19 protein-coding genes and 1 tRNA gene are annotated in these 22,362 nt (G+C 55.1%); 2 read left to right on the top strand and 18 right to left on the bottom strand.

The genetic code is table 11. The annotated features are described in order from the left end of the window. The 4 genes from EGO56_RS03500 to EGO56_RS03485 all read right to left on the bottom strand — a co-directional run bounded on the left by EGO56_RS03500 (position 1) and on the right by EGO56_RS03485 (position 3,248). Complete coding sequence (locus EGO56_RS03500; protein ID WP_033784034.1) at positions 1 to 483, bottom strand: YciE/YciF ferroxidase family protein; 483 nt, start codon at positions 481 to 483, stop codon at positions 1 to 3. A 504-nt stretch (positions 484 to 987) separates the two neighbouring features. Beyond that, entirely contained in the window at positions 988 to 1,152 is a 165-nt protein-coding gene (locus EGO56_RS03495) for a con-10 family general stress protein (protein WP_004571242.1), read from the bottom strand. 751 nt (positions 1,153 to 1,903) lie between these two features. After that, positions 1,904 to 2,869 carry a sensor domain-containing diguanylate cyclase gene (locus EGO56_RS03490; RefSeq protein WP_135907706.1) on the bottom strand — a complete coding sequence of 322 codons (966 nt, stop codon included), beginning with the start codon at positions 2,867 to 2,869 and terminating at the stop codon, positions 1,904 to 1,906. 303 nt (positions 2,870 to 3,172) lie between these two features. Continuing rightward, a tRNA-Phe gene (locus EGO56_RS03485) sits at positions 3,173 to 3,248 on the bottom strand. A gap of 222 nt (positions 3,249 to 3,470) precedes the next feature. Here EGO56_RS03485 and EGO56_RS22585 point away from each other — a divergent pair. Then, positions 3,471 to 4,790, top strand: a complete 1,320-nt coding sequence (locus EGO56_RS22585) for a methyl-accepting chemotaxis protein (protein WP_135907705.1) — start codon at positions 3,471 to 3,473, stop codon at positions 4,788 to 4,790. 28 nt (positions 4,791 to 4,818) lie between these two features. Here the strand turns inward: EGO56_RS22585 and mrdA are convergent, their stop codons facing one another. From mrdA to EGO56_RS03415, 13 genes are all read right to left on the bottom strand, one after another. Beyond that, complete coding sequence (mrdA, locus tag EGO56_RS03475; RefSeq protein WP_135907704.1) at positions 4,819 to 6,690, bottom strand: penicillin-binding protein 2; 1,872 nt, start codon at positions 6,688 to 6,690, stop codon at positions 4,819 to 4,821. A 221-nt stretch (positions 6,691 to 6,911) separates the two neighbouring features. Next, a complete protein-coding gene (gene deoD, locus EGO56_RS03470; protein WP_013359011.1) occupies positions 6,912 to 7,625 on the bottom strand; it encodes a purine-nucleoside phosphorylase in 714 nt (237 codons plus the stop codon). 26 nt (positions 7,626 to 7,651) lie between these two features. Then, positions 7,652 to 8,875, bottom strand: coding sequence for a phosphopentomutase (gene deoB, locus EGO56_RS03465; RefSeq protein ID WP_135907703.1), 1,224 nt, complete (start codon positions 8,873 to 8,875; stop codon positions 7,652 to 7,654). A gap of 95 nt (positions 8,876 to 8,970) precedes the next feature. After that, positions 8,971 to 10,299: a thymidine phosphorylase gene (deoA, locus tag EGO56_RS03460; RefSeq protein ID WP_135907702.1), complete on the bottom strand. Its 1,329-nt coding sequence runs from the start codon at positions 10,297 to 10,299 to the stop codon at positions 8,971 to 8,973. A gap of 62 nt (positions 10,300 to 10,361) precedes the next feature. Beyond that, positions 10,362 to 11,141: a deoxyribose-phosphate aldolase gene (deoC, locus tag EGO56_RS03455; protein WP_135907701.1), complete on the bottom strand. Its 780-nt coding sequence runs from the start codon at positions 11,139 to 11,141 to the stop codon at positions 10,362 to 10,364. Positions 11,142 to 11,375: 234 nt separating this feature from the next. Next, positions 11,376 to 12,173 carry a TatD family hydrolase gene (locus EGO56_RS03450; RefSeq protein WP_135907700.1) on the bottom strand — a complete coding sequence of 266 codons (798 nt, stop codon included), beginning with the start codon at positions 12,171 to 12,173 and terminating at the stop codon, positions 11,376 to 11,378. After that, positions 12,170 to 13,222 carry a patatin-like phospholipase family protein gene (locus tag EGO56_RS03445; protein WP_033733866.1) on the bottom strand — a complete coding sequence of 351 codons (1,053 nt, stop codon included), beginning with the start codon at positions 13,220 to 13,222 and terminating at the stop codon, positions 12,170 to 12,172. The genes EGO56_RS03450 and EGO56_RS03445 overlap by 4 nt, the downstream gene beginning before the upstream one ends. Before the next feature lie 221 nt (positions 13,223 to 13,443). After that, positions 13,444 to 13,605 (bottom strand): DUF1328 domain-containing protein, encoded by a 162-nt coding sequence (locus EGO56_RS03440; protein WP_003848537.1) that lies wholly within the window; start codon positions 13,603 to 13,605, stop codon positions 13,444 to 13,446. 96 nt (positions 13,606 to 13,701) lie between these two features. Beyond that, the gene (osmY, locus tag EGO56_RS03435; RefSeq protein ID WP_135907699.1) at positions 13,702 to 14,316 is read right to left on the bottom strand and encodes a molecular chaperone OsmY; all 615 of its coding nucleotides are present in this window, start codon (positions 14,314 to 14,316) and stop codon (positions 13,702 to 13,704) included. A gap of 257 nt (positions 14,317 to 14,573) precedes the next feature. Next, entirely contained in the window at positions 14,574 to 16,160 is a 1,587-nt protein-coding gene (prfC, locus tag EGO56_RS03430; RefSeq protein WP_135910517.1) for a peptide chain release factor 3, read from the bottom strand. Positions 16,161 to 16,453: 293 nt separating this feature from the next. Further along, positions 16,454 to 17,557, bottom strand: a complete 1,104-nt coding sequence (locus EGO56_RS03425) for a M20 peptidase aminoacylase family protein (protein WP_135907698.1) — start codon at positions 17,555 to 17,557, stop codon at positions 16,454 to 16,456. A gap of 4 nt (positions 17,558 to 17,561) precedes the next feature. Beyond that, positions 17,562 to 18,035, bottom strand: coding sequence for a YjiG family protein (locus EGO56_RS03420; RefSeq protein WP_003848518.1), 474 nt, complete (start codon positions 18,033 to 18,035; stop codon positions 17,562 to 17,564). Then, positions 18,025 to 18,693, bottom strand: a complete 669-nt coding sequence (locus EGO56_RS03415) for a nucleoside recognition domain-containing protein (RefSeq protein ID WP_135907697.1) — start codon at positions 18,691 to 18,693, stop codon at positions 18,025 to 18,027. Before EGO56_RS03415 ends, EGO56_RS03420 begins: the two co-directional genes overlap by 11 nt. A 489-nt stretch (positions 18,694 to 19,182) precedes the next feature. Here EGO56_RS03415 and ftnA point away from each other — a divergent pair, with 489 nt between their 5' ends. After that, positions 19,183 to 19,689: a non-heme ferritin gene (gene ftnA, locus EGO56_RS03410; RefSeq protein ID WP_033733871.1), complete on the top strand. Its 507-nt coding sequence runs from the start codon at positions 19,183 to 19,185 to the stop codon at positions 19,687 to 19,689. Positions 19,690 to 19,992: 303 nt separating this feature from the next. Here ftnA and EGO56_RS03405 read toward each other — a convergent pair whose 3' ends face one another. Beyond that, positions 19,993 to 22,356 carry a glycoside hydrolase family 31 protein gene (locus EGO56_RS03405; protein ID WP_135907696.1) on the bottom strand — a complete coding sequence of 788 codons (2,364 nt, stop codon included), beginning with the start codon at positions 22,354 to 22,356 and terminating at the stop codon, positions 19,993 to 19,995. Between the last annotated feature and the right edge of the window lie 6 nt (positions 22,357 to 22,362).

The raw sequence follows: 22,362 nt of genomic DNA, 5'->3' as shown, positions 1-22,362 counted from the left end.
TTAAGAGACGGTAATAGCCTCGGCTACCGAGGTGAGTTTCTCATCCGTTTGTTTCTCTTCATTCAGGGTCGCTGCCAGCAGCTCTGCCGCTTTGGTATAGCCCAGCTTCAGCGCCAGTGCATGCAGCGTGCCGTAGGTGGCAATCTCATAGTGCTCAACTTTCTGTGCCGCACCGATCAGCCCCTGATCGCGGACTTCGCCCTTTTCGACCGAGTCGATAATTTCCTGGGCCTCTTCAACCAGACCTTCAAGCGCATGGCATTTCATTCTTTTGATTTTGACTTCAGGTGTCACGTCTACCAGTTCATCCAGCCGTTCAATCTGAGCACGGGTCTCTTCAAGATGCTGATTAAACGCAGCGATAAGATTTTCGTCACTGGCAGCACGCGCCATTTTAGGCAATGCACGGGTTATCTGTTTCTCAGCGCTGTATACATCGGAAAGGTCGTGGATGAACAGATCGTTTAACGTTTTCACTGTCATAAGATAGCCTCATTGATTAAAAAGCTGCGTCGGTAATAACGCAACGCCGGTCATATCGTTGGCACCTGAAAAGTTTAGTGGAGATTCTTAATATCGCACGCTGTGGCAGTATGAATTTAATACAAAAGTGGCATGCAAAATGCATTTTCCTTTTTACAGCAGTCATTTAGCCGAAAAAGGTTTTTATGGCTGCGGCTTCGCTCGCTGCGGTGGAATTTGTACAAAGCAATAAATCTCTGTATAAATTTTTTAGGATTAAGTGCATAAAAAAAGCACCAGTCAAAACTTAGTTGTACAGAACTTTATTAAACCGTATAGCTTTAATCGATCGGAAATAAAAAAACCGGCAGGGAAAACCCAACCGGTTTAATTAACGGCATCTCTCTGTGTCAATGATAAATCAGCGACATAATTCAGGAGGTAATTATCTTGCAGGAAAATGAAAAGAGGATCTGTGCAGCCCGGCAAACGCGTTAAGCTGCCATCCGGCAGCCTTAAAAGCGTTTAGCTTCTGCGGCTTACCTTACCTCCCTTGCGCCCGGCTTCGATGGCACGTTCGGGATCGTTCTTAAAGTTCCCGCCACTTTTCTGACCGCCTTTGCGCCCTGCTTCCGCAGCACGCTCTTTGTCAGCCGCAAAATTCCCGGCCCCACCACGATATTGAGTCATTCTGTGTTCCTCTTTGAAATTAAAATCAGAATTTGCACAGTTAATGCTTAATCAGGCCGATTCAGCAACCTAAATGTAGACAGAAAACCGGACCGATCAAGCGAGACAAATAAAAAACCCGCTACCGATCTGACTTATTGGCAGTTCAACCCTCATCCGGACTGGTAACGCATTTCAACTATCGCTCTGTTCTATTCAAAAAAGAGCTACGGCGCAAAATACATTTCTTACAAAAATCGCCGCGCCCTATTAATCGATCATTTTCGAAAAATGTCCAATTGAAAAAACAGTAACCGAAGCGGCACTGAGATAACTTCATCAATATCAGTTAGTGAAGATGATCAACAAACGATCAATTTCCCTAAGCGAAGCGGTAAATATATTTACACGCCGCTGTTTTGGAAGCTGAATTAAGCGAGACGCAAGGCTTTGACCGTGCCAGCTGAAAATAGCTGATTTTGATCAATAAACGATCAATTATACTGATTTAATGAAAATTTTAATCAGAATGATACGCAATAATTGGTACGGATATTCAGGATTAAACGAAGCGGTGATATTCAGGTAAATCGGGGATAAAAATAGGGTTTTCGGAATAGTACTAAAAAGTGTTTTCTGTGGAGAAATTCATAGGTTTTATGAGCCTGCAGGCGGCGAGCAGAAGGAGAAATCAAAAAATGACGGGTGTAATCGTGCAGTGCCTGTCAGGAAATGATGCGTCAGTGGCGTGCAGGGAGGAAGCCCGGCAGCGTCAGAGGGAGTCAGACACGGCGGAATAAAAGGCAACGCCGCGTTTACCGTTCTTCTTTATGCGATACATAGCTTTATCAGCACGTGCCAGGGCGGTATCAAAGTCATCTTTTACCTCAACCTGTGACACGCCTACTGACGCGCCTATGTGCGCGTGCCCGTTAGCCAAATCAAAAGGGGTAAGTACCACATCAAGGCAGGCATGCGCCAGCTGTCTGACCTGCGGCTGCCTGAGTGCAAACGGTAATAGCAGGACGAACTCATCGCCGCCGAGCCGGCCAATGATCACTTCTGCCGGGGAGAGCTCAGTCAATCGCTGGCTTAACTGAATTAACACTTCATCACCGCTGCGATGCCCCAGGGTATCGTTGACGTGTTTGAAGTTATCCAGGTCAATAAAGACAACGCAGAGCGGCCCCTGCGCTTTCATTTCACAGAAAGCATTTTGCAGGGCATGGCGATTATTGAGCAGCGTAAGGGGATCGTGCAGCGCCAGCAGAGCGAGCTGCTCTTCATATTCCTTCTCTTTGGTCATGTCGATGTGAGTACCGATGACTTTAACCGGCTCGCCGTGCGCGTTCCACTCGCTGACCCGGCCCCGATCCAGCACCCACGTGATACTGCCATTTTTGGCGATCATGCGATGCAGCGCTTCATAGTAAGGCGCTTTTCCGGCGATGTGATCGTTAAACGCCCGCAAAACTTCGGCGGCATCATCAGGATGCAGACTCTCTTTCCACGATTCGAAGTTGGCGTCGGTCTCTTTGGGCTGGAAGCCGAGCATCGCACCCCAGCGTCGGTTGAAGATCACCAGCTTGCCGCTGGGAATATCGAGCTGCCACAGGAATAATCCGGTGCCATCCAGCGCTGCGTTGAGTTTTGTACGGGCGTCATGCGCTATACGCTTCAGACGCGCATTATGCTTTTTCAGGTTCTGTATCTGCAGACGCAGCGCTTCTTCTGACATGACCGTGAGAGAACTGTAAAAAGGGCTATTGTGCCTGTCAGGTTGATTCTGTAAAGAGTGGCTAATAAAACACGATTAGCCGCGGCCAATTGCAGGCTGGACAGCACATCAGGCGGTGCGGGTCTGGCAACACAGCACAGAGGCGAAGCGGCAAATTGGTTTCGCCGTGAAATCTGTTTGCATTGCTACAGCGTTGTGAAGTGAAATGCGCCGGACTGAAGTGAAATTCGGAAATGTCGGGGGAGTCTGGCGAACCCGGTTCGCCATAACGCAAAAACCCGCCAGAGGCGGGTTCTTTAAATATGGTGCCCGAACCCGGAATCGAACCAGGGACACGGGGATTTTCAATCCCCTGCTCTACCGACTGAGCTATTCGGGCAACGGGGCGCATTAAACCAAAGCGGCCCGGCAGCGTCAAACGCTTTTCACCAAAATCACATCGACTGACGGCTTTTCCATCAACTCAAATATCGGGTTTGACCCGGCGCAAAAATCTCGCGTCTGGCCGGATAAATTTTAGTCAGCGGAGCGGTAAAGGCTCCATTGTGCCGCGATTTTGCCGATATAGGAGGCGAGACCAACACTAATAATAAGGATCGCCATGTTTTCCACCATTACATCAGGTATCGCTTCACGCCACGGCTGGCAGAAGCGGGCTCACTCAGCGGCCACGCTGAGCTCGCTCCACGGCTCCATTGCCATGATTGAATTCTCCTCCGATGGCACCATTCTCAGCGCCAATGCGCTGTTTCTGGCGCGCATGGGCTACACGCTGGCGGAGATTGAAGGCCAGCACCACAGCCTTTTTTGCACGCCGGAACAGCTTCAGTCGCGGGACTATCAGGACTTCTGGCTGCGGCTGAACCGGGGCGAAAGCTTCAGCGATAAATTTCTGCGCATGGCGAAAAACAGCCGCCCGATTTGGCTGGAAGCCAACTATGTGCCGGTGCAGAACCGCCATGGCCGGGTGATTAAAATCGTCAAACTGGCCACCGACATTACGGGCCATATCAACGATGCCCAGGAGCAGCGCGCCATTACCACCGCCATTGAACGGTCGATGGCGGTCATCGCCTTTAACCTCAAAGGTGAAGTGCTGAAAGCCAACGACAATTTTCTGAAAACCATGGGCTACCGTCGTGAGGAGGTAGAAGGGATCCACCACAGTCGTTTCTGTTCGCAGGCTGTGCGCGACAGCCGCGAATATAGCGAGTTCTGGCAGCAACTGAACCGGGGTGAATTTGTCTCGGGTCAGTTTGCCCGGGTAAATAAACGGGGCGAGACGGTCTGGCTGCGCGCCACCTACAATCCGGTATTTGACGAACAGGGCCGGCTCTACAAAATCGTCAAATTCGCCACGGATGTGACCGCACAGGTAGAAAAGAATCAGCAGGAGCATGATGCGGCACAACGGGCTTATCACACCGCGCTGCAAACGGATGAAAGCACAAAGCTGGGTGCCGATGTGATCGCCAGCAGCGTGGAGACCATGAATGCGCTGGCGGGTGAACTGCAGGGGATCTCCGGGGATATTACCGGCCTGAGTGAGTCTTCCGATCGTATCGGGGCGATTGTGGAAGGTATTCGCCGGATCGCCGATCAGACCAACCTGCTGGCGCTGAATGCCGCCATTGAAGCAGCGCGGGCCGGCACCCATGGCCGCAGCTTTGCGGTGGTGGCTAACGAAGTCCGCACGCTGGCAGCCAACATTAACCGCGCCACTACCGACATTGAAAACCGGATTCAGCAAAATCATCTGCTGGCGAGCCGGGCGCTGAAAGGTATTGAGTCGAACCTGAAACGTGCCGACCAGGGCGTACAGCTGGCTCAGGAGGCGGGCGGCGTGATTGCAGAAATCCGTGAAGGCGCAACGGACGTGGTGCGCGCCATCGGACAGGTCACTAAAACGCTTAAAGTCTGATGCTCTGCGGGGGCCTTCGCCCCCTTTTTTACGGTGTGGCCTGAGCGGGTGCTTCTGGCACCGGCGGGATAAAGATATGGTCCAGAATATCCCGCATCACGGGCGCAGCCGTTACCCCTTCCCCGCCACCATTCTCCAGAATTAACGCCACCGCCACTTTCGGGTCATTAAACGGTGCAAAGGCGGTGTAGAAGATATGGTCACGCAGCCGCACCGGGATCATCTTCGCGTTATAAGTCTGGTTCTGACGCAGGCTGAACACCTGCGACGTCCCGCTTTTCGCCGCGATGCCATAAGGTGCGGTATGGAAATATTTATAACCGGTGCCGTTAGGCGCGTTAGCCATGCCAAACATCGCGTGACGCACCAGCGACCAGTACGGTGAGTGAGGATCGCCAATCTGCGCCTCGTGCTGTTGTGGATGGTAGTTTTCCACCAGGGTGCCGCGCTGAGTTTTCTCCAGCAGATGCGGTGCGATGACCCGACCATTGTTAATCAGCGCGACCATCGCTTTCACCATCTGAATCGGCGTCGCAATCCAGTAGCCCTGACCAATGCCTACTGAAACCGTATCGCCCTGATACCATGGCTTTTTATGCACCTTCTGCTTCCACTCACGGCTTGGCAGTAAGCCGTTGTACTCCTCATTCAGGTCGATGCCGGTCGATTTGCCGTAGCCAAACTGGCTGAGCATGGTGTGAATCCGGTCAATGCCCATCATGAAAGCCACCTGATAGAAGAAGGTGTCGGCAGACTCTTCTATCGCGCGAGTGACATCCAGCATGCCGTGCCCGGTTTTCTTCCAGTCGCGATAGCGCCGGTCCGTGCCCGGTAAAGTCCAGGTCGGCGCACCAAAGAACTGCGACTGTGGCGTAATCACATGGGTCAGCAGCGCCGACATCGCCATATAAGGCTTCACCGTCGAGGCGGGCGGATAGAGTCCCTGCGTGACGCGGTTAATCAGCGGCAGGTCTTTATCCTGCAGCAGCTTTTTGTAAGCCTGATAGCTGATACCTTTCACAAACGGATTCGGGTCGTAGCTGGGGCTGGAGACCATCGCCAGCACGGAGCCGTCGTGCGGATCTTCAATCAGCAGCGCCGCACGCTGCCCGGCCAGCAGGCTCTCCACATACTGTTGCAGATGCAGATCCAGCGTCAGCGTCAGGTTTTTACCCGCCACCGGCGGCACCTCTTTCAGCACCCGCACAATGCGGCCATGGTTATCCACTTCTACTTCCTGATAGCCCGGCTTGCCATGCAACAGCGCCTCGTAATAGCCCTCAATCCCCTGCTTGCCGATGTTGTGGTCAGCCGCATAGTTTTCGGCGATACCTTCCGCATTCAGCCGTTTGTAGTCGTTATCGTTGATTTTCGAGACATAACCAATCACATGGGCCAGATCGGCCCCATAGGGATATTCACGATCCTGGTAGGTCTCAATGCTGGCACCGGTGAAGCGGAACTGATTGACCGCAAAGCGGGCAACCTGCTCTTCGGTCAGCTCCTCTTTCAGCACGACCGGCTTGTAACGACTGGTCTGCTTCAGCGCACGGCGGAAGGTGTCAATCTCATCGGGTGTCAGATTTACGATCGGCGTCAGCGCCCGCAGCGTGGCGTTCATATCGTCAATTTTATAAGGCGTCAGCGTGATGGCGTACCAGCTGACGTTCCGCACCAGCGGAATACCGTTGCGGTCATAAATCAGCCCGCGCGTCGGGGCGATGGGGATCATCTTGATGTCGTTCTGGTTGGAGCGCGTCTGGTAGTAGGCATGGTCGCGCACCTGTAAGCGGAAAAGGTTTACGCCAAGAATAGTGAAACAGAGACAGACCAGAGCAAAGGCGATTGCGGCGCGACGGGCAAACAGCTTCTCTTCAGCATCGAAGTTACGAAAGTTCATCAGGGGGCATTATCAGGCGACTAATTATTATCTGTTATTGCACACTATGATAAAGCGCGATCGCAGGCGTGCCAGCGCGAAGATGCACAAGCCTCGGCAAAAGTGTGTCATTTGATGTGAATGTTACCGGGAAAGCGAGGCGGGAAACTCAGATCCTCCGGTTAAGGAGGATCTGAACAGGCGATCGGGCAGCAGGCGGGAATCGTCACCCGCCGCACGGATTAATCACCCAGCAGGACAGACTCCAGCGCAATCTTGATCATGTCGTTGAAGGTTGTCTGACGCTCAGCAGCAGTGGTCTGCTCGTGCGTACGGATATGGTCTGATACGGTACAGATGGTCAGCGCTTTCGCACCGAACTCAGCAGCCACACCGTAGATACCTGCGGCTTCCATTTCAACGCCGAGGATGCCATATTTTTCCATTACGTCGAACATCTGCGGATCCGGCGTGTAGAAGAGATCGGCAGAGAAGATGTTACCCACGCGCGCTTCAACACCCAGGTTTTTCGCCGCATCAACCGCGTTACGCACCATGTCGAAGTCAGCAATCGCTGCGAAGTCGTGATCTTTGAAACGCATACGGTTCACTTTGGAATCGGTGCAGGCACCCATACCGATCACGATATCACGCAGTTTTACATCAGGGCGTACGGCACCGCAGGAGCCGACACGGATGATCTTCTTAACGCCGAAGTCCGTGATCAGCTCTTTGGTGTAGATGGAGCAGGAAGGGATACCCATTCCGTGACCCATTACAGAGACTTTACGGCCTTTGTAGGTGCCGGTGTAGCCCAGCATGCCGCGCACGTTGTTCACTTCGACCGCATTTTCCAGGAAGGTCTCTGCGATGTGTTTTGCGCGCAGCGGATCGCCAGGCATCAGTACGACGTCTGCGAAATCACCCATTTCAGCATTAATATGAGGGGTTGCCATTGTTTAATCCTTATTAAATTGCTGATTTACAGCATGTTCTTGCCATAGTCCATCTCGGACAGGCCAAAATAGTGTGCAATTGTCTGACCAATATCAGCGAAAGTCTCGCGGTATCCCAGTGAACCCGGCTCCACTTTCGGTCCGTAGATCAGAATCGGAATGTGCTCACGCGTATGTTCGGTGCCTTCCCAGGTCGGATCACAGCCGTGGTCAGCGGTCAGGATCAGGATGTCATCTTCGCCAACCAGTTCCATCAGCTCAGGCAGACGACGGTCAAACAGCTCCAGCCCGCCCGCATAACCGGCGACATCACGGCGATGTCCCCAGGTGGAGTCGAAATCAACGAAGTTGGTGAACACAATCGCCTGATCCGGCGCGGTTTTCATCTCCTGAATCGTCGCGTCAAACAGCGCATCCAGACCGGTCGCTTTGACCTTTTTGGTAATGCCCTGCTCAGCATAGATATCGGCGATTTTACCCACGGAGATCACATGACCGCCCTTCTCATCCACCAGCTTTTTCAGCATGGTGGCGGATGGCGGCTCGACCGCCAGATCGTGACGGTTACCGGTACGCTCAAACTGACCCGCTTTGTCACCCACAAACGGACGGGCGATCACGCGGCCAATGTTGTAACCCCCTTCGGTCAGCTCTTCACGGGCAATTTCGCACAGCGCATAGAGCCGCTCAAGACCAAAGGTCTCTTCATGACAGGCGATCTGGAATACGGAGTCCGCAGAGGTGTAGAAAATCGGCTTGCCGGTTTTCATATGCTCTTCGCCCAGCTGGTCGAGGATCACCGTACCTGAAGAGTGGCAGTTACCGAGATAGCCCGGCAGGTCTGCGCGCGCTACCAGCTTGTCCAGCAGTTCCTGCGGGAAGCTGTTCTCTTTGTCGCTGAAGTAGCCCCAGTCAAACAGCACCGGCACACCGGCGATCTCCCAGTGGCCTGACGGCGTATCTTTACCTGACGAAAGCTCACTGGCGTAAGCGTACGCGCCGGTGATCTTCGCTTCAGGATCCAGACCCGCCGGGAAGCGGCCGGTCGACAGCTCGGCGGCTTTACCCAGCCCCAGCGCGGTGAGATTAGGCAGATGCAGTGGACCTTTACGTCCCTTGTCTGCTTCACCTTTAAAACAGGCTTCGGCGATATGACCCAGGGTATCTGAACCTGCGTCGCCGAATTTATCGGCATCTTTACTGGAGCCAATTCCAAAGGAATCGAGAACCATAATAAAAGCACGTTTCATGCAAGTCTCCTGCGCATTGGCGCGTGACAAGTCAAAAAAAAGCGATCAGATCAGTATACCCGAATGCATCGCGGCTGGCACCGGTTACTGGTCAGTTAGCTGAGATCGCTCACACGGCGATAGACGACCGGCGTCTCAGCCGGGGCGGAATCCCCGAGCACCAGCGCCGCTTTAACCGCTGCGGCGGCCTGCTGCCATTTGTCTTCGCTGCTGGCGTGAATCATCGCCAGCGGACGCTGCGCATCGGCACGTTCGCCCAGGGTGATCATTTCGCTGAAGCCGACGCTGTAATCGATGCTGTCGCTGGCGCGCTGACGTCCGCCGCCCATCGCGACGACCGCCATACCCAGCGCACGGGTATCCATGCTGCTGACGATGCCTGGCTGGTCGGCATAGACCGGTTTGCTCAGCATTGGCGCGGGCAGATAAGCGTCGTAGCGTTCGACGAAATCAGCCGGTCCCTGCTGGGCAGCGACCATGCGGCCAAACACCTCAGCCGCCTTACCGTTATCCAGCACCGTCATCAGCTTCTGACGCGCGTCGGCGTCGCTGGCGGAGAGTTTACCGGAGATCAGCATTTCGCTACAGAGCGCCAGCGTCACTTCCAGCAGGCGCGGATTCCGCTGTTCACCGGTCAGGAAGCGCACCGCTTCGCGCACTTCCAGCGCGTTACCGGCTGACGAGGCAAGTACCTGGTTCATGTCCGTCAGCAGCGCGGTGGTCTGGCAGCCTGCGCCGTTGGCAACGCCAACAATCGACTGCGCCAGACTTTCTGAGGCTTCATAGGTTGGCATAAATGCGCCGGAACCCACTTTGACATCCATCACCAGCGCATCCAGCCCTTCTGCCAGTTTCTTGGCCAGAATCGAGGCGGTGATCAGCGGAATAGAATCGACGGTGGCGGTGATGTCACGCGTCGCGTAGAAGCGTTTATCTGCCGGGGCCAGCGAGCTGGTCTGGCCGATAATCGCCACACCGACCTGCTTAATGATGTCGCGGAAACGGTCATCACTGGGGAAGATATCGAAGCCCGGAATCGCTTCCAGTTTATCCAGCGTACCGCCGGTATGACCCAGACCACGACCGGAGATCATCGGCACATATCCGCCGCAGGCGGCGACCATCGGCCCTAACATCAGCGACGTCACATCGCCAACACCGCCAGTCGAGTGCTTATCCACCACCGGCCCGTTAAGGTTGAGTGATTTCCAGTTAAGCACCGTACCGGAATCACGCATCGCCATCGTCAGCGCGACCCGCTCCGGCAGCGTCATGTCGTGGAAATAAATGGTCATCGCCAGCGCGGCGATCTGACCTTCCGAGACGGTGTTATCGCGCACGCCATTGATGAAGAAGCGAATCTCCTCTTCAGTCAGCGCCTGGCCGTCACGTTTTTTGCGAATAATTTCTTGTGGCAGAAACAAAGTAGCCCCCTGGTTCAGGGAAATCAGGATGGAGAACAGGCGGTCAGCGACCGCCTGAAAGATCAGTAACCCGCTTTGCTGGTGTCGCTGTCATGACCCAGGGTGTTGAGCAGGCTCGCCAGCAGGCTAGATGCACCAAAGCGGAAATGGCGCGCATCGGCCCAGTCGGCACCCAGCGTCTCTTCTGCCATTTGCAGATAGATCGCGGCATCTTCAGCAGTGCGCACGCCGCCCGCCGGTTTAAAGCCAACGTCCTTGCTGACGCCTTTATCACGGATCACATTCATCATGATCTGCGCCACTTCTGGCGTGGCGTTGACCGGCACTTTACCGGTAGAGGTTTTAATGAAGTCGGCACCCGCGTCGATAGCAATCTCAGAAGCCTGACGGATCAGCGCTTCCTCTTTCAGCTCACCGGTTTCGATGATGACTTTCAGGAGCACCTCCGCTTCAGCACAGGCGGTTTTACAGGCTTTCACCAGATCGAAACCAACCTGGCTGTTACCGGCGATCAGCGCGCGGTACGGGAAGACCACATCCACTTCATCCGCACCGTAGGCGATAGCGGCGCGGGTCTCTGCCAGTGCAATATCGATGTCGTCATTGCCGTGCGGGAAGTTGGTCACCGTGGCGATGCGGATCTCCGGCGTACCCTGCTCGCGCAGCGTTTTACGCGCAATCGGAATAAAGCGCGGATAGATACAGATGGCGGCGGTGTTGCCTGCCGGAGATTTAGCCTGATGACACAGGGCGATCACTTTTGCGTCGGTGTCGTCGTCATTCAGGGTGGTTAAATCCATCAGTTTCAGGGCGCGCAGGGCAAGAGGTTTAATATCGGTCATGAGGCTCTCCAAAGGATCGGGGTGCAACCCACCGGCTTGCCGGCGGAATGTTATAATAATAACACTCAGAAGCGGCCTGATATGTGCCAGTAGTCACATAGGGATAAGAAATTGGTGCAATTACGTCACAATCACTGTGACTTAAATCGCAGATAACAGCGTTTAATGGCCATTATACGCCAGCCGGCCCAATGTTACTATTATCACATTTAAGTGCAGATGAGGCAGATCTGGTCAGTTACGCAGCGCCGGGAAAGCGGGATCGAGCTGGAACAGCTTCTGACTGTTGTGCCACAGCGCATCGGCAATCTCTTCGGGTGACTCTTCTCGCAGGCTGCAGAGTACCTCCCACACCTGACGCGCCCGTTCCGGGCGGTTTGGCTGGCCCTGAAAGCCCTGCAGTGGCATATCGGGTGCATCGGTTTCCAGCAGCAGTGAAGAGAGCGGCAGCTGTGCTACGGTCTGACGGGTTTTGCTGGCGCGTTCATAGGTAATGGTCCCGCCAATGCCAATCGCATAACCCAGCTTAATAAAGGCCTGCGCCTGCTGCAGGCTGCCCGCAAAACCGTGCACCACGCCACGGCGCGGCAGATCGAGACGACGCAGAATCTGCGCCAGCTTGTCATGGGTGCGCCGCGAATGCAGGATCACCGGCAGCTGATACTGTTTCGCCAGCTTCAGCTGTGCTTCAAGAAAGCGTTGCTGCTTATCAAACTGTGGATTGTCGCGATAGAGATCCAGCCCGATCTCGCCGATCGCCACCAGCTTACGTGGCCGCTGTTGCAGTAAGGTTTCCAGCTGTCCAAGATGCGCCTCAAGGTGATTTTCAATGACGATAGGGTGTAGGCCCAGCGCCGCGTAAAGCGGCGGGTGTTCAGCAGCCAGTGCGCAGACGCGCTCAAACCGGCTGGCATCGATCGCCGGGATGATAATCTTCTCTACACCCGCTTCCGCGGCGCGCGCCAGGCTGGCGGCAACATTTCCTTCAAAAGGCGGAAAGTCGAAATGACAGTGCGTATCGATAAACGTCATGCCAGCGATCCTTTGTCGTAATCCGCATCATTGTCCGCCAGCGGCGGCGTGATAATCAATCGGGTATCCGGTGCATTGGCAACCGGCGCAGGCGGGGTGACGATGCGCGCTGAGATCATCGGTTCAGCATCGCTCAGCCACTGGCCCAGCGTGGCGAGGAAATAGCGACCACAGCGGCGTCCCAGATGGTAATCCTGATTCAGCGCGGCAACCCGGCTGCCCAGGGCACTGCTGGCCAGCACGTGCGGCGGAAAAATTTCGATAATGCGCAAATCGTCGGGCGGATTCTCGATAAACTGCTGAATTTCCCGATAGCTCTGCTCATGCTTGTTCAGCACGTTGATCATCGGCTGCAGCGCGCCAGTACTGAGCCAGCGCTCCATCCGTTTAAACCATTTTGGGGTGTAGAACATCTGCGATGGCACCGTGCGGATCACCACAATGGTATCAGCCCCGCGTCGGGCGGCTTCACGCACCGGAATCGCATCGCTAATGCCACCATCGAGATAGCTGATCCCTTCCAGATTGACGCCCAGCCGGTAAAAACCGGGAATGGCACTGGAGGCTTTGATCAGATCCAGCCAGTTGTCGGCGGTGGGCGTAAAGTAGCCGGGCGAATAGTCGTCGCTGCGGCAGGCGCACATATAAAACTCGCGACCGCTGGAGAACAGCTGTTCCGCACTGCTCATCGCCAGCGGAAATTCACTGCGGGTGATATCGATCAGCCAGTCGAGGTCAATCAGGTTGCCGCCACGCACAAAGCGCAGCGGATCAAAAAAGAGTTTACTGGTGGTATAGCGAGTAATCACGCGACGGGCGTAGCCGGGCTGACCACAGACAAAGGCAGAGAGATTTTGTGCACCGGCAGAGGTGCCAAGCATCAGCTGAAAAGGATTGAATCGGGCGCGCTGAAATTCGTCCAGTACCCCTGCGGTGAAAATGCCGCGCTGACCGCCGCCTTCACAAACCAGGGCAATTTTCTGAGCTTTAAAGGGTGTCAGGGCCAGAGGTTCAATGGCGCCGAGTGTGACGGGAATGCGTATACCCACTGTGCGAACCTCAAAAAAGGGTTCCGGGTATGCTGGAGGAGGGATCCATCAAAGACAGCAGCATTCCGGAGAACCAGTCATCTATTCCTTTAACCGGCAGGCCAGCTGAACTGGCTTGCCATCGCAGCGATGTGAAGGTGTCCTTCTCTTCACGTCAGTCGCTGCCGATGACTGGTCTCCGCTCTATGCTTTGCGTTTTATTACGCTGCAGGACTCATCGGCTAAAGCTTTTTACGGCCGGTAAACAGGCTGATGAGGAACAGGATAATACCAACGACGAAGACAACTTTAGCTGCCCATGCTGCTGTGCCCGCTAAACCGCCAAAACCTAACGCTGCAGCGATCAGTGCGATCACCAGAAAAATAATGCCCCAACGAAACATAAGCCTCTCCTTACCCTATTTAAAATCGAACTGCTTATTTAATCCCCGGATGGGTATCTTTTATCCATGCGGTCACCGGAGTGACCGCATGCAAGCTTAAGATTTAACCGTCAGGTCATTCTTAACGCTTTTCACGCCTTCAATGGCTTTAGCGATGCTTTCTGCACGATCTGACTGTGCCTGAGTAGCAACATGCCCTGAAAGCTGAACAACACCGTCGGTGGTCTCAACTTTTACGTTGCGCGACGGAACAATGTCGTCTGCTAATAGCTTAGCTTTAATTTCGCTGGTCGTAGCGGCATCGCCGGCATAACCTTTCACTGAAGATGATTTGCTGTCTCGGACGTGTAGTTTGTCGCTGACGGATTTAACACCTTCGATTTTCTGCACCACTGCCACAGCCTTTTCAGCCTGATCCTGTGAGGTGACGAAACCGCTTAAGGTCACGACGCCGCTATGCGTTTTTACCGAGATATCCGTGCTTTTAATTGCGTCGTCATCCACCAGTGCCGCTTTGGCTTTGGCGGTGATGCCGCTGTCATCCATATAACCATCGACTTTTTTCATAGAACTATCGATTTTCGAACCCGCGCTGTCGGCTGTCTGTGACGCTTTCTGAGAAAGCGATTCGTCGGCCAGTGCGCTGCCGCTGATCAGTGCTGAGCCAATCATGGCGGCCATCAGGGTTTTAGCAATCTTAGTCTTGTTCATCGATATCTTCCTTCTATCAGTTAACTCACCCAAAACTGTGGGCGAAACAGAGGCACAGGTGCCGCTGCGTTACAGGACGTAAGGACAAGAGAAGTCTCTTCCGCCGTCCGATAAAATAATCATAGACGGCATTTTGCGATTTGCCTGGCTAACTGGTTGATCACACGTCAAAACAGAAAAAAAACGGGGTTTTTAGGAGGAGTCTGGAGTGGGGAAATCAGGGCCATTCCCTGCTGGAATGGCCCGGAAACAGGCGATTAGTGCTCGCGCGTTTTACGGAAAGTGACGTCGGGATAACGTTCCTGCGTAATATTAAGATTGACCATGGTCGGCGCGATATAAGTCAAATTATTACCGCCATCGAGCGCCAGGTTAACTTCGTTTTTACGCTGGAAGTCCTCAAACTTTTTCGCGTCGCCGCATTCAACCCAGCGCGCCGTAGAGACGTTAATCGCTTCGTAGATCGCTTCGACGTTATATTCGCTTTTCAGACGTGCCACGACCACATCGAACTGCAGTACCCCGACCGCGCCAACGATAAGATCGTTGTTATGCACCGGGCGGAATACCTGCACGGCACCCTCTTCCGACAGCTGAACCAGCCCTTTCAGCAGCTGTTTCTGCTTCAGCGGATCGCGCAGGCGAATACGGCGGAACAGCTCTGGCGCAAAGTTCGGAATACCGGTGAACTTCATATTCTCACCCTGGGTAAAGGTGTCGCCAATCTGAATGGTGCCGTGGTTATGCAGACCGATGATGTCGCCAGGATACGCTTCTTCAACGTGTGAACGGTCGCCCGCCATAAAGGTCAGGGCGTCGGAGATCACCACATCTTTGCCGGTGCGCACCTGACGCAGCTTCATCCCTTTTTCATATTTACCGGAGACCACACGCATAAAGGCCACCCGGTCACGGTGTTTCGGGTCCATGTTGGCCTGGATCTTAAACACGAAGCCGGTGAACTTCTCTTCTTTCGCTTCTACCGTACGGGTGTCGGTATCGCGTGGCATCGGACGTGGCGCCCAGGCAACCAGGCCATCCAGCATGTGGTCAACGCCGAAGTTACCCAGCGCGGTGCCGAAGAAGACCGGCGACAGTTCGCCACTCAGGAAGGCCTCCTGCTCGAACTCGTGCGAGGCGCCCTGCACCAGCTCCAGCTCTTCACGCAGCTGTGCCGCCAGGTCTTCACCCACTGCAGTGTCGAGATCCGGGTTGTTCAGCCCCTTCACGATGCGCACATCCTGAATGGTGTGGCCTTTACCGGTCTGGTAGAGATAGGTCTCATCTTTGTAGAGGTGGTAAACCCCTTTGAACAGCTTGCCGCAGCCGATAGGCCAGGTGATCGGTGCGCAGGCGATTTTCAGCTCGCTTTCCACCTCATCCAGCAGCTCCATCGGATCGCGGATGTCACGGTCAAGTTTGTTCATAAAGGTCAGGATGGGCGTATCGCGCAGACGGGTCACTTCCATCAGCTTGCGGGTACGATCCTCGACGCCTTTCGCGGCATCGATCACCATCAGACAGCAGTCAACCGCAGTCAGCGTACGGTAGGTATCTTCCGAGAAGTCTTCGTGACCTGGGGTATCCAGCAGGTTCACCAGGCTATCGCGGTAAGGGAACTGCATCACCGAGGTGGTAATGGAGATACCACGCTGTTTCTCCATCTCCATCCAGTCCGACTTGGCGTGCTGGTTAGAGCCACGGCCTTTTACCGTACCGGCGGTCTGGATAGCCTGTCCGAACAGCAACACTTTTTCGGTAATGGTGGTTTTACCGGCATCCGGGTGCGAAATGATCGCGAAGGTGCGGCGGCGTGCCACCTCTTCTAAAAAGGGATTAGACATGGAATTCTTCTCAATAGGCAGCGCAACGTACTGGCGCTGCTGATAAATCACGGTGGCCGGCAGAACCTTACCGGCGGGTAAACGGTGCCAAAAACGATGTTTCATCGTTGGCGGGTCAGCGCGAAGTTACATTGGCGTGAAGTCCGGTTACCTGGTCAGCTTTAAGGCGGCATAGCATACAATATTTTGCGCGCGCGGCCTACAGGGAAGGGGGCGGGATTTCGCAGAGGGAGAATCGGAGAACAGCGGATGCGGCAACAGAGTCGGGCAGGTCTGCACCCGCCCCCACTCTGTTATCCCAGTACCTTTCTGACGCAGGCTTTAAAAATCTGCACACCAATCTCCAGCGAGCTGAGATCGAAACGCATGTCGGGATGATGCAGTCCTGGCGTCAGGTTGGTGCCCAGCCCCCAGAAGCCCGCCTTCACACCCGGACGCTTGACCGGATAGTAGAAAAAGTCCTCGCTGCCCGGCGTGGTTCGGGTCGGCAGTGCGCCCTCTTCACCCAGCACTTCAACGATGGCCGCGCGGATAACCGCGGTCGCCTCATCATCAATCTCGGCGGCGGGCATCTCTTTCAGCACGCGGACCTCGGCGGTGGCGCCCAGTGCCGCCACGCTGTGAGTAATGGCGCGCGTGACCTGCTCTTTCAGCTGCGTCATCGGCCCGTTCTCCTGCGAACGCAGATCCCACACCACGCGGGCTTCATCCGGTACCGAGTTGGTGACACCGGCATCGCACAGGAAGCGGGTCGCCTTGACGCTCCAGGTCAGACCGGGAGACAGATGGAGGGCGTTAACCGCCTGAACCGCCTGCACGGCGGCATCCAGCGCGTTCACGCCCAGATGCGGTCGCGCCGCATGGGCGGGCTGACCTTTGATGGTCGCTTCCAGCGTGCTGCAGGCGGAGTAGAGCACCGCAGGCACCGCCTGACCGACCACGCACTCCTCCAGCGGACGCAGATGGAAGCCCAGAATCATCTCCACATCATCCAGTGCGCCACCTTCAATCATCGAGAGCGCACCCGCACCCAGCTCCTCGGCGGGCTGGAACAGAATCTTCAGCCGGCCACGTTTCACCGTGCCCTCCTGCAGCAGTGCCGATGCTGCCGTCAGCACTACCGAAGAGTGACCGTCGTGACCACAGGTGTGACGCGCACAGGGCACGCCATCAATGATGTGGCCCAGCGCATCCATATCTGCACGCAGCGCCAGCACCGGTCCCGGCACACCGCTGTCGATCTCCGCCACAATGCCGGTGGTGTTATTGATGTTGCGCGTCACCTTCAGGCCCGCTTTCTCGAGCTGATCGGCGATGTAGGCCGAGGTTTTCACCTCCTGAAAACCCAGCTCCGGAATTTCATGCAGAAAGTGGTAATGCTCTAATACCTTAGACACAGCGTTACTCCTGAATAAACAGACGCATAACAGACATTGCGATCAGCGCGTTGATGATGCTCACCAGCATCAGCAGCGGCCAGTATTTTTTGGGCACATCGGCCACGCCCAGCAGCCGCCCCATATATTGCAGCTGCGATCCCATCAGGAAAATCGCCGGTGCCAGAATGGTGATATCTGCACCGGTCAGCAGCCCTTTGGTCAGCAGGCTTACTGCGACGCCGGTGCCCGCCGACGAGGAGAGCCAGGCGGTGAGCAACACAGTTATTGCCTCGCCCGGCAGGCCGAACAGCCCCATCACCGGCGCAAACACATGCCCGAGAAACTGCATAATGCCGAGCAGGTTCAGCACTTCTGCCAGCACATAGGCCATCACCACATTCGGCATCAGATTGTGAATGGCGATATGAAAGCCTTTACGCGCACCGGTCACAAACACATCGAACGGATTACTGCTTGTCGCAATTTTATTTTCCATCGGCGAAATCCTTCTTATAAACACTGTTTAACACAGCGCGCGTTATCGCCGCACCGACAAATTTCAGCACGAACATTAATAACAGCGGAATAATGATCGGCAGCGTCATTGAGGCGAACAGAGCCGAACCGATGGCGAAGTAATTATTGATTAATCCGGCACCGGAATATTGCCAGGCACTCATCACCACCAGCTCTTTTTTGCCAATCTGTTTCTGGTCAGCCATCTCTTTGGTTAATGCCGCGCCCGCGTCGGTGCTTTGCAGGTCAGTGATTAACGCCAGACCGCAACGACCCGGCAGCCCCATCAGCGGTTTAAGCAGCGGCGTCAGTAAGCGATGTGCCGCGCGAATCGCGCCATAGTGGGTAAAGATTTCCAGCACGCCCAGCGCCAGCATTACCGTCGGCGTCAGCGACAGAGCAAACAGAAAACCCGCTTTGGCACTGAGTCCGCCTGCGCCGAGAAAGGTGTTGCTGACGGGATCTTTCATGGTGCCGAAGCTGCCGCCCAGCGTGGTGAAGTCAAACGCACCCAGCCATTTAAGGCCCTCGACGTTATAAAACAGCCCTGAGAAAAACAGAATGGCAAAAATTAAAGCGATATAACTGCCTTTGGTCGCCGTCATTTTTACCGGATTAACCACACTCTCATCTGACATTATTTTCTCCTGATAACATGGCCTGCCGCTCGTTCCCTGCCGTGGCAAGTTTCAATATATGGAACTCAGTTCTAAGCAGGATTTATGCCAGAGCCGCCAGGAGAACGATTGTTAACGCCTTATTTGCCGACACAGGACGTTTAATCCACGCCATACCTCTTATCGCGCTCTGAAAATGATTTTCAGAACACAACGTTATATTTCCGGGACGGCATCAGAGGGTGGGTATTTCGTCTGCCGCAGCGACCATTGCACCAGCAGAATAGCTATCGCCCGCACTATCATGGTGCTGATTCTCCTGACGTTGTTGCCTGATATTGCGCGATGCAGAATGAGAATTGGTCGCATTCAATTTCCGAAATAATTCTATTTAAATCAATCAGATAAATTGTCTTATTTTGCGGAAAAGGCTTCACTTTACTAACATGTATGATGCATAATTCACCGCATCCACCTGTTTATTTAACATCTTCTTAAAAGGACTCGGCCATGCTGACTGCTGAAATGACTGGGCGTTTAAACGACCAGCTGAACCTGGAATTTTTCTCTGCCAATCTTTATCTGCAAATGAGCGCCTGGTGCAGCGACAAAGGCTTTGAGGGTGCCGCTTCCTTCCTGAAGATGCATTCACGCGAAGAGATGCAGCACATGCAGCGTCTGTTTGACTACCTGAGCGATACCGGCGCGATGCCGGTGCTGGGCACCATCGCTGCGCCACCGGTTTCGTTCACCTCGCTGAATGAAATCCTGCAGCAGGCGCTGGAGCATGAGCAGCTGATCACCAGCAAAATCAACGAGCTGGCACACGCCGCTATGACGTCACAGGATTACTCAACGTTTAACTTCCTGCAGTGGTACGTTGCCGAGCAGCACGAAGAAGAGAAGCTGTTCAAAACCGTGCTGGATAAACTGGCGCTGGTCAGCAACAGCGGCAACGGTCTGTTCCTGGTCGATAAAGACCTGGGCCGCATGAGCACCGAGAACCACGCAGAATAATATCTTTTGCGACCAATGAGGTATAAGACCTGGTCGCTGTGAGATCGTGCCTTCACAGGGAACAGGGTCAGATCGGAAAGACGCAAAAGCCGCCATCCCTGGCATGCTCGGCCCGCGCGATTACGCACCTCATCCCTGAGGTGCGCCCGTAAACGGGCCAACGCTTTGCGTTGTTCAAAAACGCTCCCGGCGTTTTTATCCGGGCGGCGGGACGCTTTCCTCCTCTGCCCCTGTTCCCTGCTCAATGAACTTAAGCGTTGCTGCCCAAAACCTGATTGATTAGGCTTTGCCACCACGCCACCGCTATCCCAGCCGGTAACTCGCCGCTTTCTCGCCATTTACCCACAGCTCACGACGTTCACCCGCAGGCAGTAACAGCGCAATCTCCCGCCAGGCGGGCTGATAATCGCCGCGTTTTTCTACCGTCAGGTCGATTCGGCTGGCGCTGCTGCACAACGTCCAGCTCAGCCACAGCGCATTGCCCTGCTGCCAGCCATGGCTCTCGCCATCGTCGTCAAACATTTCGCCCTGGGTGGTTACGCCTTCCGGTGCCGGCCACAGCTGCCACTGCCGCACCGTGTCGCGCCGCGCATCGGTGGTGGTTTCGCACTCGCCCAGCGGAATGATCGCCCCCGCCCGCACCAGCAGTGGCAGCCGATCCAGTGGCGCATCCAGCGTAATCGTTTCACCACCTGCATACGCTTTGCCGCTGTGCCAGTCATACCAGCCGCCCTGGTTGCGTGGCAGATAGACTTCACGACTGCGCGCGCCCTGCTCCACGACGCTGGCGACCAGCAGATCGCGGCCCAGCATAAAATCATCACACTCCTCATACGTCAGCGGATCCTGCTCATGGTCGAGGAAGGTCGGGCGCAGCATTGGCTCATCTTCCACGCTCGCCTGCCACGCCAGGTTGTAGAGATAAGGCATCAGACGATAACGCAGGCGGATCGCTTCGCGGATCATCGGTGTCACTTCCGGGTACATCCACGGCTCGTTCACCGTGTGATCGTCATTCCACGAGTGGATGGTAAAGCGCGGATGCATCACGCCATTCTGAACCCAGCGCACAAACAATTCAGCATCCGGCTTATCGCCCGAGAAGCCGCCGACATCGTGTCCGACGTTAAACAGCCCGGAAAGGCTCATCCCCAGCCCCATGCGGATGTTATAGCGCAGAGTCTGCCAGCTGGTGCGGTTATCGCCGCTCCAGGTCTGCACATAGCGCTGCATCCCGGCACAGCCGGAACGGGAGATCAGATAGGGACGTTTGTCTGGCGCAAACTGCTGCTGCGCTTCCATTGAGGCACGCATCATCAGCAGTGGCATCACCGGCCGGATATGCTTGATGGCGATTGGCTGACCAAAACCGTGACAGCGCGCCTCACCATCCCAAACTTCATATTCGTTATTGTCATTCCAGGTAGAATCGATGCCTTTCTCCAGCAGCTGCTGCGTAACATTCTCCTGCCACCAGCGCACCGCCTGCGGATGGGTGAAATCAAGGTGCGATCCCTCATCATCCCAGAACACCGAACGCTCGGGACGATCAAACTCAGAGTCACGAATAAACAGCCCCTGCGCCGCCACTTCCTGGTAGCGCGGATGATCCTGCAGCAGACAGGGCTTGATGTTGGCCGCCAGCTTCATTCCGGCAGTGTGAAATGCGTCGCTCATCGCGTTGGGGTTCGGGACTTTGTCGTAGTTCCAGTTGAAGACATAGCGCTTGTTATTAATCGAGGTATAACCGGAAGAGAGCTGGAACGAATCACAGGGGATTTCATGCTCGCGACACAGGCGGATAAAGGATTGCAGCTGCTGCTGTGCGTCGGGCGCGTCGGTGTAATGCATGGTCGAACCGCTGTAGCCCAGGCTCCACTTCGGCTGAAACAGCGTGCGTCCGGTCAGACGCACAAAAGCTTTAGTGACGTCGAGCAGCGTCGGGCCGAGCATCATGTAGTAATCGAGATCGCCCGCCTCGGCGCGATAACGGCGATAAGGCAGATGGTAGTTATCCAGCTCATTCCCCAGATCGAGCCAGCTGCTGCTGAGGTTGTCATAGAACAGGCCGAAGCTGACGCCATCGCGCTGCGTCAGGGTAAACGGAATATGTTTGTAGAGCGGATCGGTGCTGGCGGCGTTGTAGCCCATGGCATCGAGATTACGCATCTCAAAACGGCGGTTAACGCGGTTCAGGTCGCCGCTCTTCTCGCCCAGACCATACACCCGATCCTGCGGCTGACGACGCTGATAGTGCTCGACGCCGTCGCCGTGGGCATTGAGCAGATAAGCACCGGTGTGACGATCGGCGGTCAGCGGTTGCCAGCTGGCACCATCAAACTGCTCCCAGCTCAGGCAGAGCGGCTGATGCACCGTCACCCGCAGCTGTCGGGTGCTGATGCGCAGTTGCTGCGCATCATGCTCCACCTGAAACGCGGGCAGCGTAAAGCCATCCAGCGCCTCACGGTCACGTCCCTGCCAGGGCACATCGTGCTCTGGCGCAATGCTCCAGGTGCGGTTCAGCGCCAGCTCACCGTCGCGCTTCAGCAGCACGCGCATCAGCTTCTCTTCAAGCACGTAAAGCCGCAGGAAATGTCGAGCGTCGACCTTGAGTTCAACAAAGTGATCGGCCTGCTGATGCAGCGTCCAGTTCTTCAGGGTTTTCATCGCGAT

The organism is Pantoea vagans, assembly GCF_004792415.1.
GTDB lineage: Bacteria > Pseudomonadota > Gammaproteobacteria > Enterobacterales > Enterobacteriaceae > Pantoea > Pantoea vagans.
Note: the sequence above shows the minus strand (reverse complement) of the source record. Positions and strands in the feature narration are given on the sequence as shown.

Coding starts and splice junctions, on each gene's coding strand:
- EGO56_RS03500 (WP_033784034.1), bottom strand. CDS start 483: ATGACAGTGAAAACGTTAAACGATCTGTTCATCCACGACCTTTCCGAT.
- EGO56_RS03495 (WP_004571242.1), bottom strand. CDS start 1,152: ATGACTCAATATCGTGGTGGGGCCGGGAATTTTGCGGCTGACAAAGAG.
- EGO56_RS03490 (WP_135907706.1), bottom strand. CDS start 2,869: ATGTCAGAAGAAGCGCTGCGTCTGCAGATACAGAACCTGAAAAAGCAT.
- EGO56_RS22585 (WP_135907705.1), top strand. CDS start 3,471: ATGTTTTCCACCATTACATCAGGTATCGCTTCACGCCACGGCTGGCAG.
- mrdA (WP_135907704.1), bottom strand. CDS start 6,690: ATGAACTTTCGTAACTTCGATGCTGAAGAGAAGCTGTTTGCCCGTCGC.
- deoD (WP_013359011.1), bottom strand. CDS start 7,625: ATGGCAACCCCTCATATTAATGCTGAAATGGGTGATTTCGCAGACGTC.
- deoB (WP_135907703.1), bottom strand. CDS start 8,875: ATGAAACGTGCTTTTATTATGGTTCTCGATTCCTTTGGAATTGGCTCC.
- deoC (WP_135907701.1), bottom strand. CDS start 11,141: ATGACCGATATTAAACCTCTTGCCCTGCGCGCCCTGAAACTGATGGAT.
- EGO56_RS03450 (WP_135907700.1), bottom strand. CDS start 12,173: ATGACGTTTATCGATACGCACTGTCATTTCGACTTTCCGCCTTTTGAA.
- EGO56_RS03440 (WP_003848537.1), bottom strand. CDS start 13,605: ATGTTTCGTTGGGGCATTATTTTTCTGGTGATCGCACTGATCGCTGCA.
- osmY (WP_135907699.1), bottom strand. CDS start 14,316: ATGAACAAGACTAAGATTGCTAAAACCCTGATGGCCGCCATGATTGGC.
- prfC (WP_135910517.1), bottom strand. CDS start 16,160: ATGTCTAATCCCTTTTTAGAAGAGGTGGCACGCCGCCGCACCTTCGCG.
- EGO56_RS03420 (WP_003848518.1), bottom strand. CDS start 18,035: ATGGAAAATAAAATTGCGACAAGCAGTAATCCGTTCGATGTGTTTGTG.
- EGO56_RS03415 (WP_135907697.1), bottom strand. CDS start 18,693: ATGTCAGATGAGAGTGTGGTTAATCCGGTAAAAATGACGGCGACCAAA.
- ftnA (WP_033733871.1), top strand. CDS start 19,183: ATGCTGACTGCTGAAATGACTGGGCGTTTAAACGACCAGCTGAACCTG.
- EGO56_RS03405 (WP_135907696.1), bottom strand. CDS start 22,356: ATGAAAACCCTGAAGAACTGGACGCTGCATCAGCAGGCCGATCACTTT.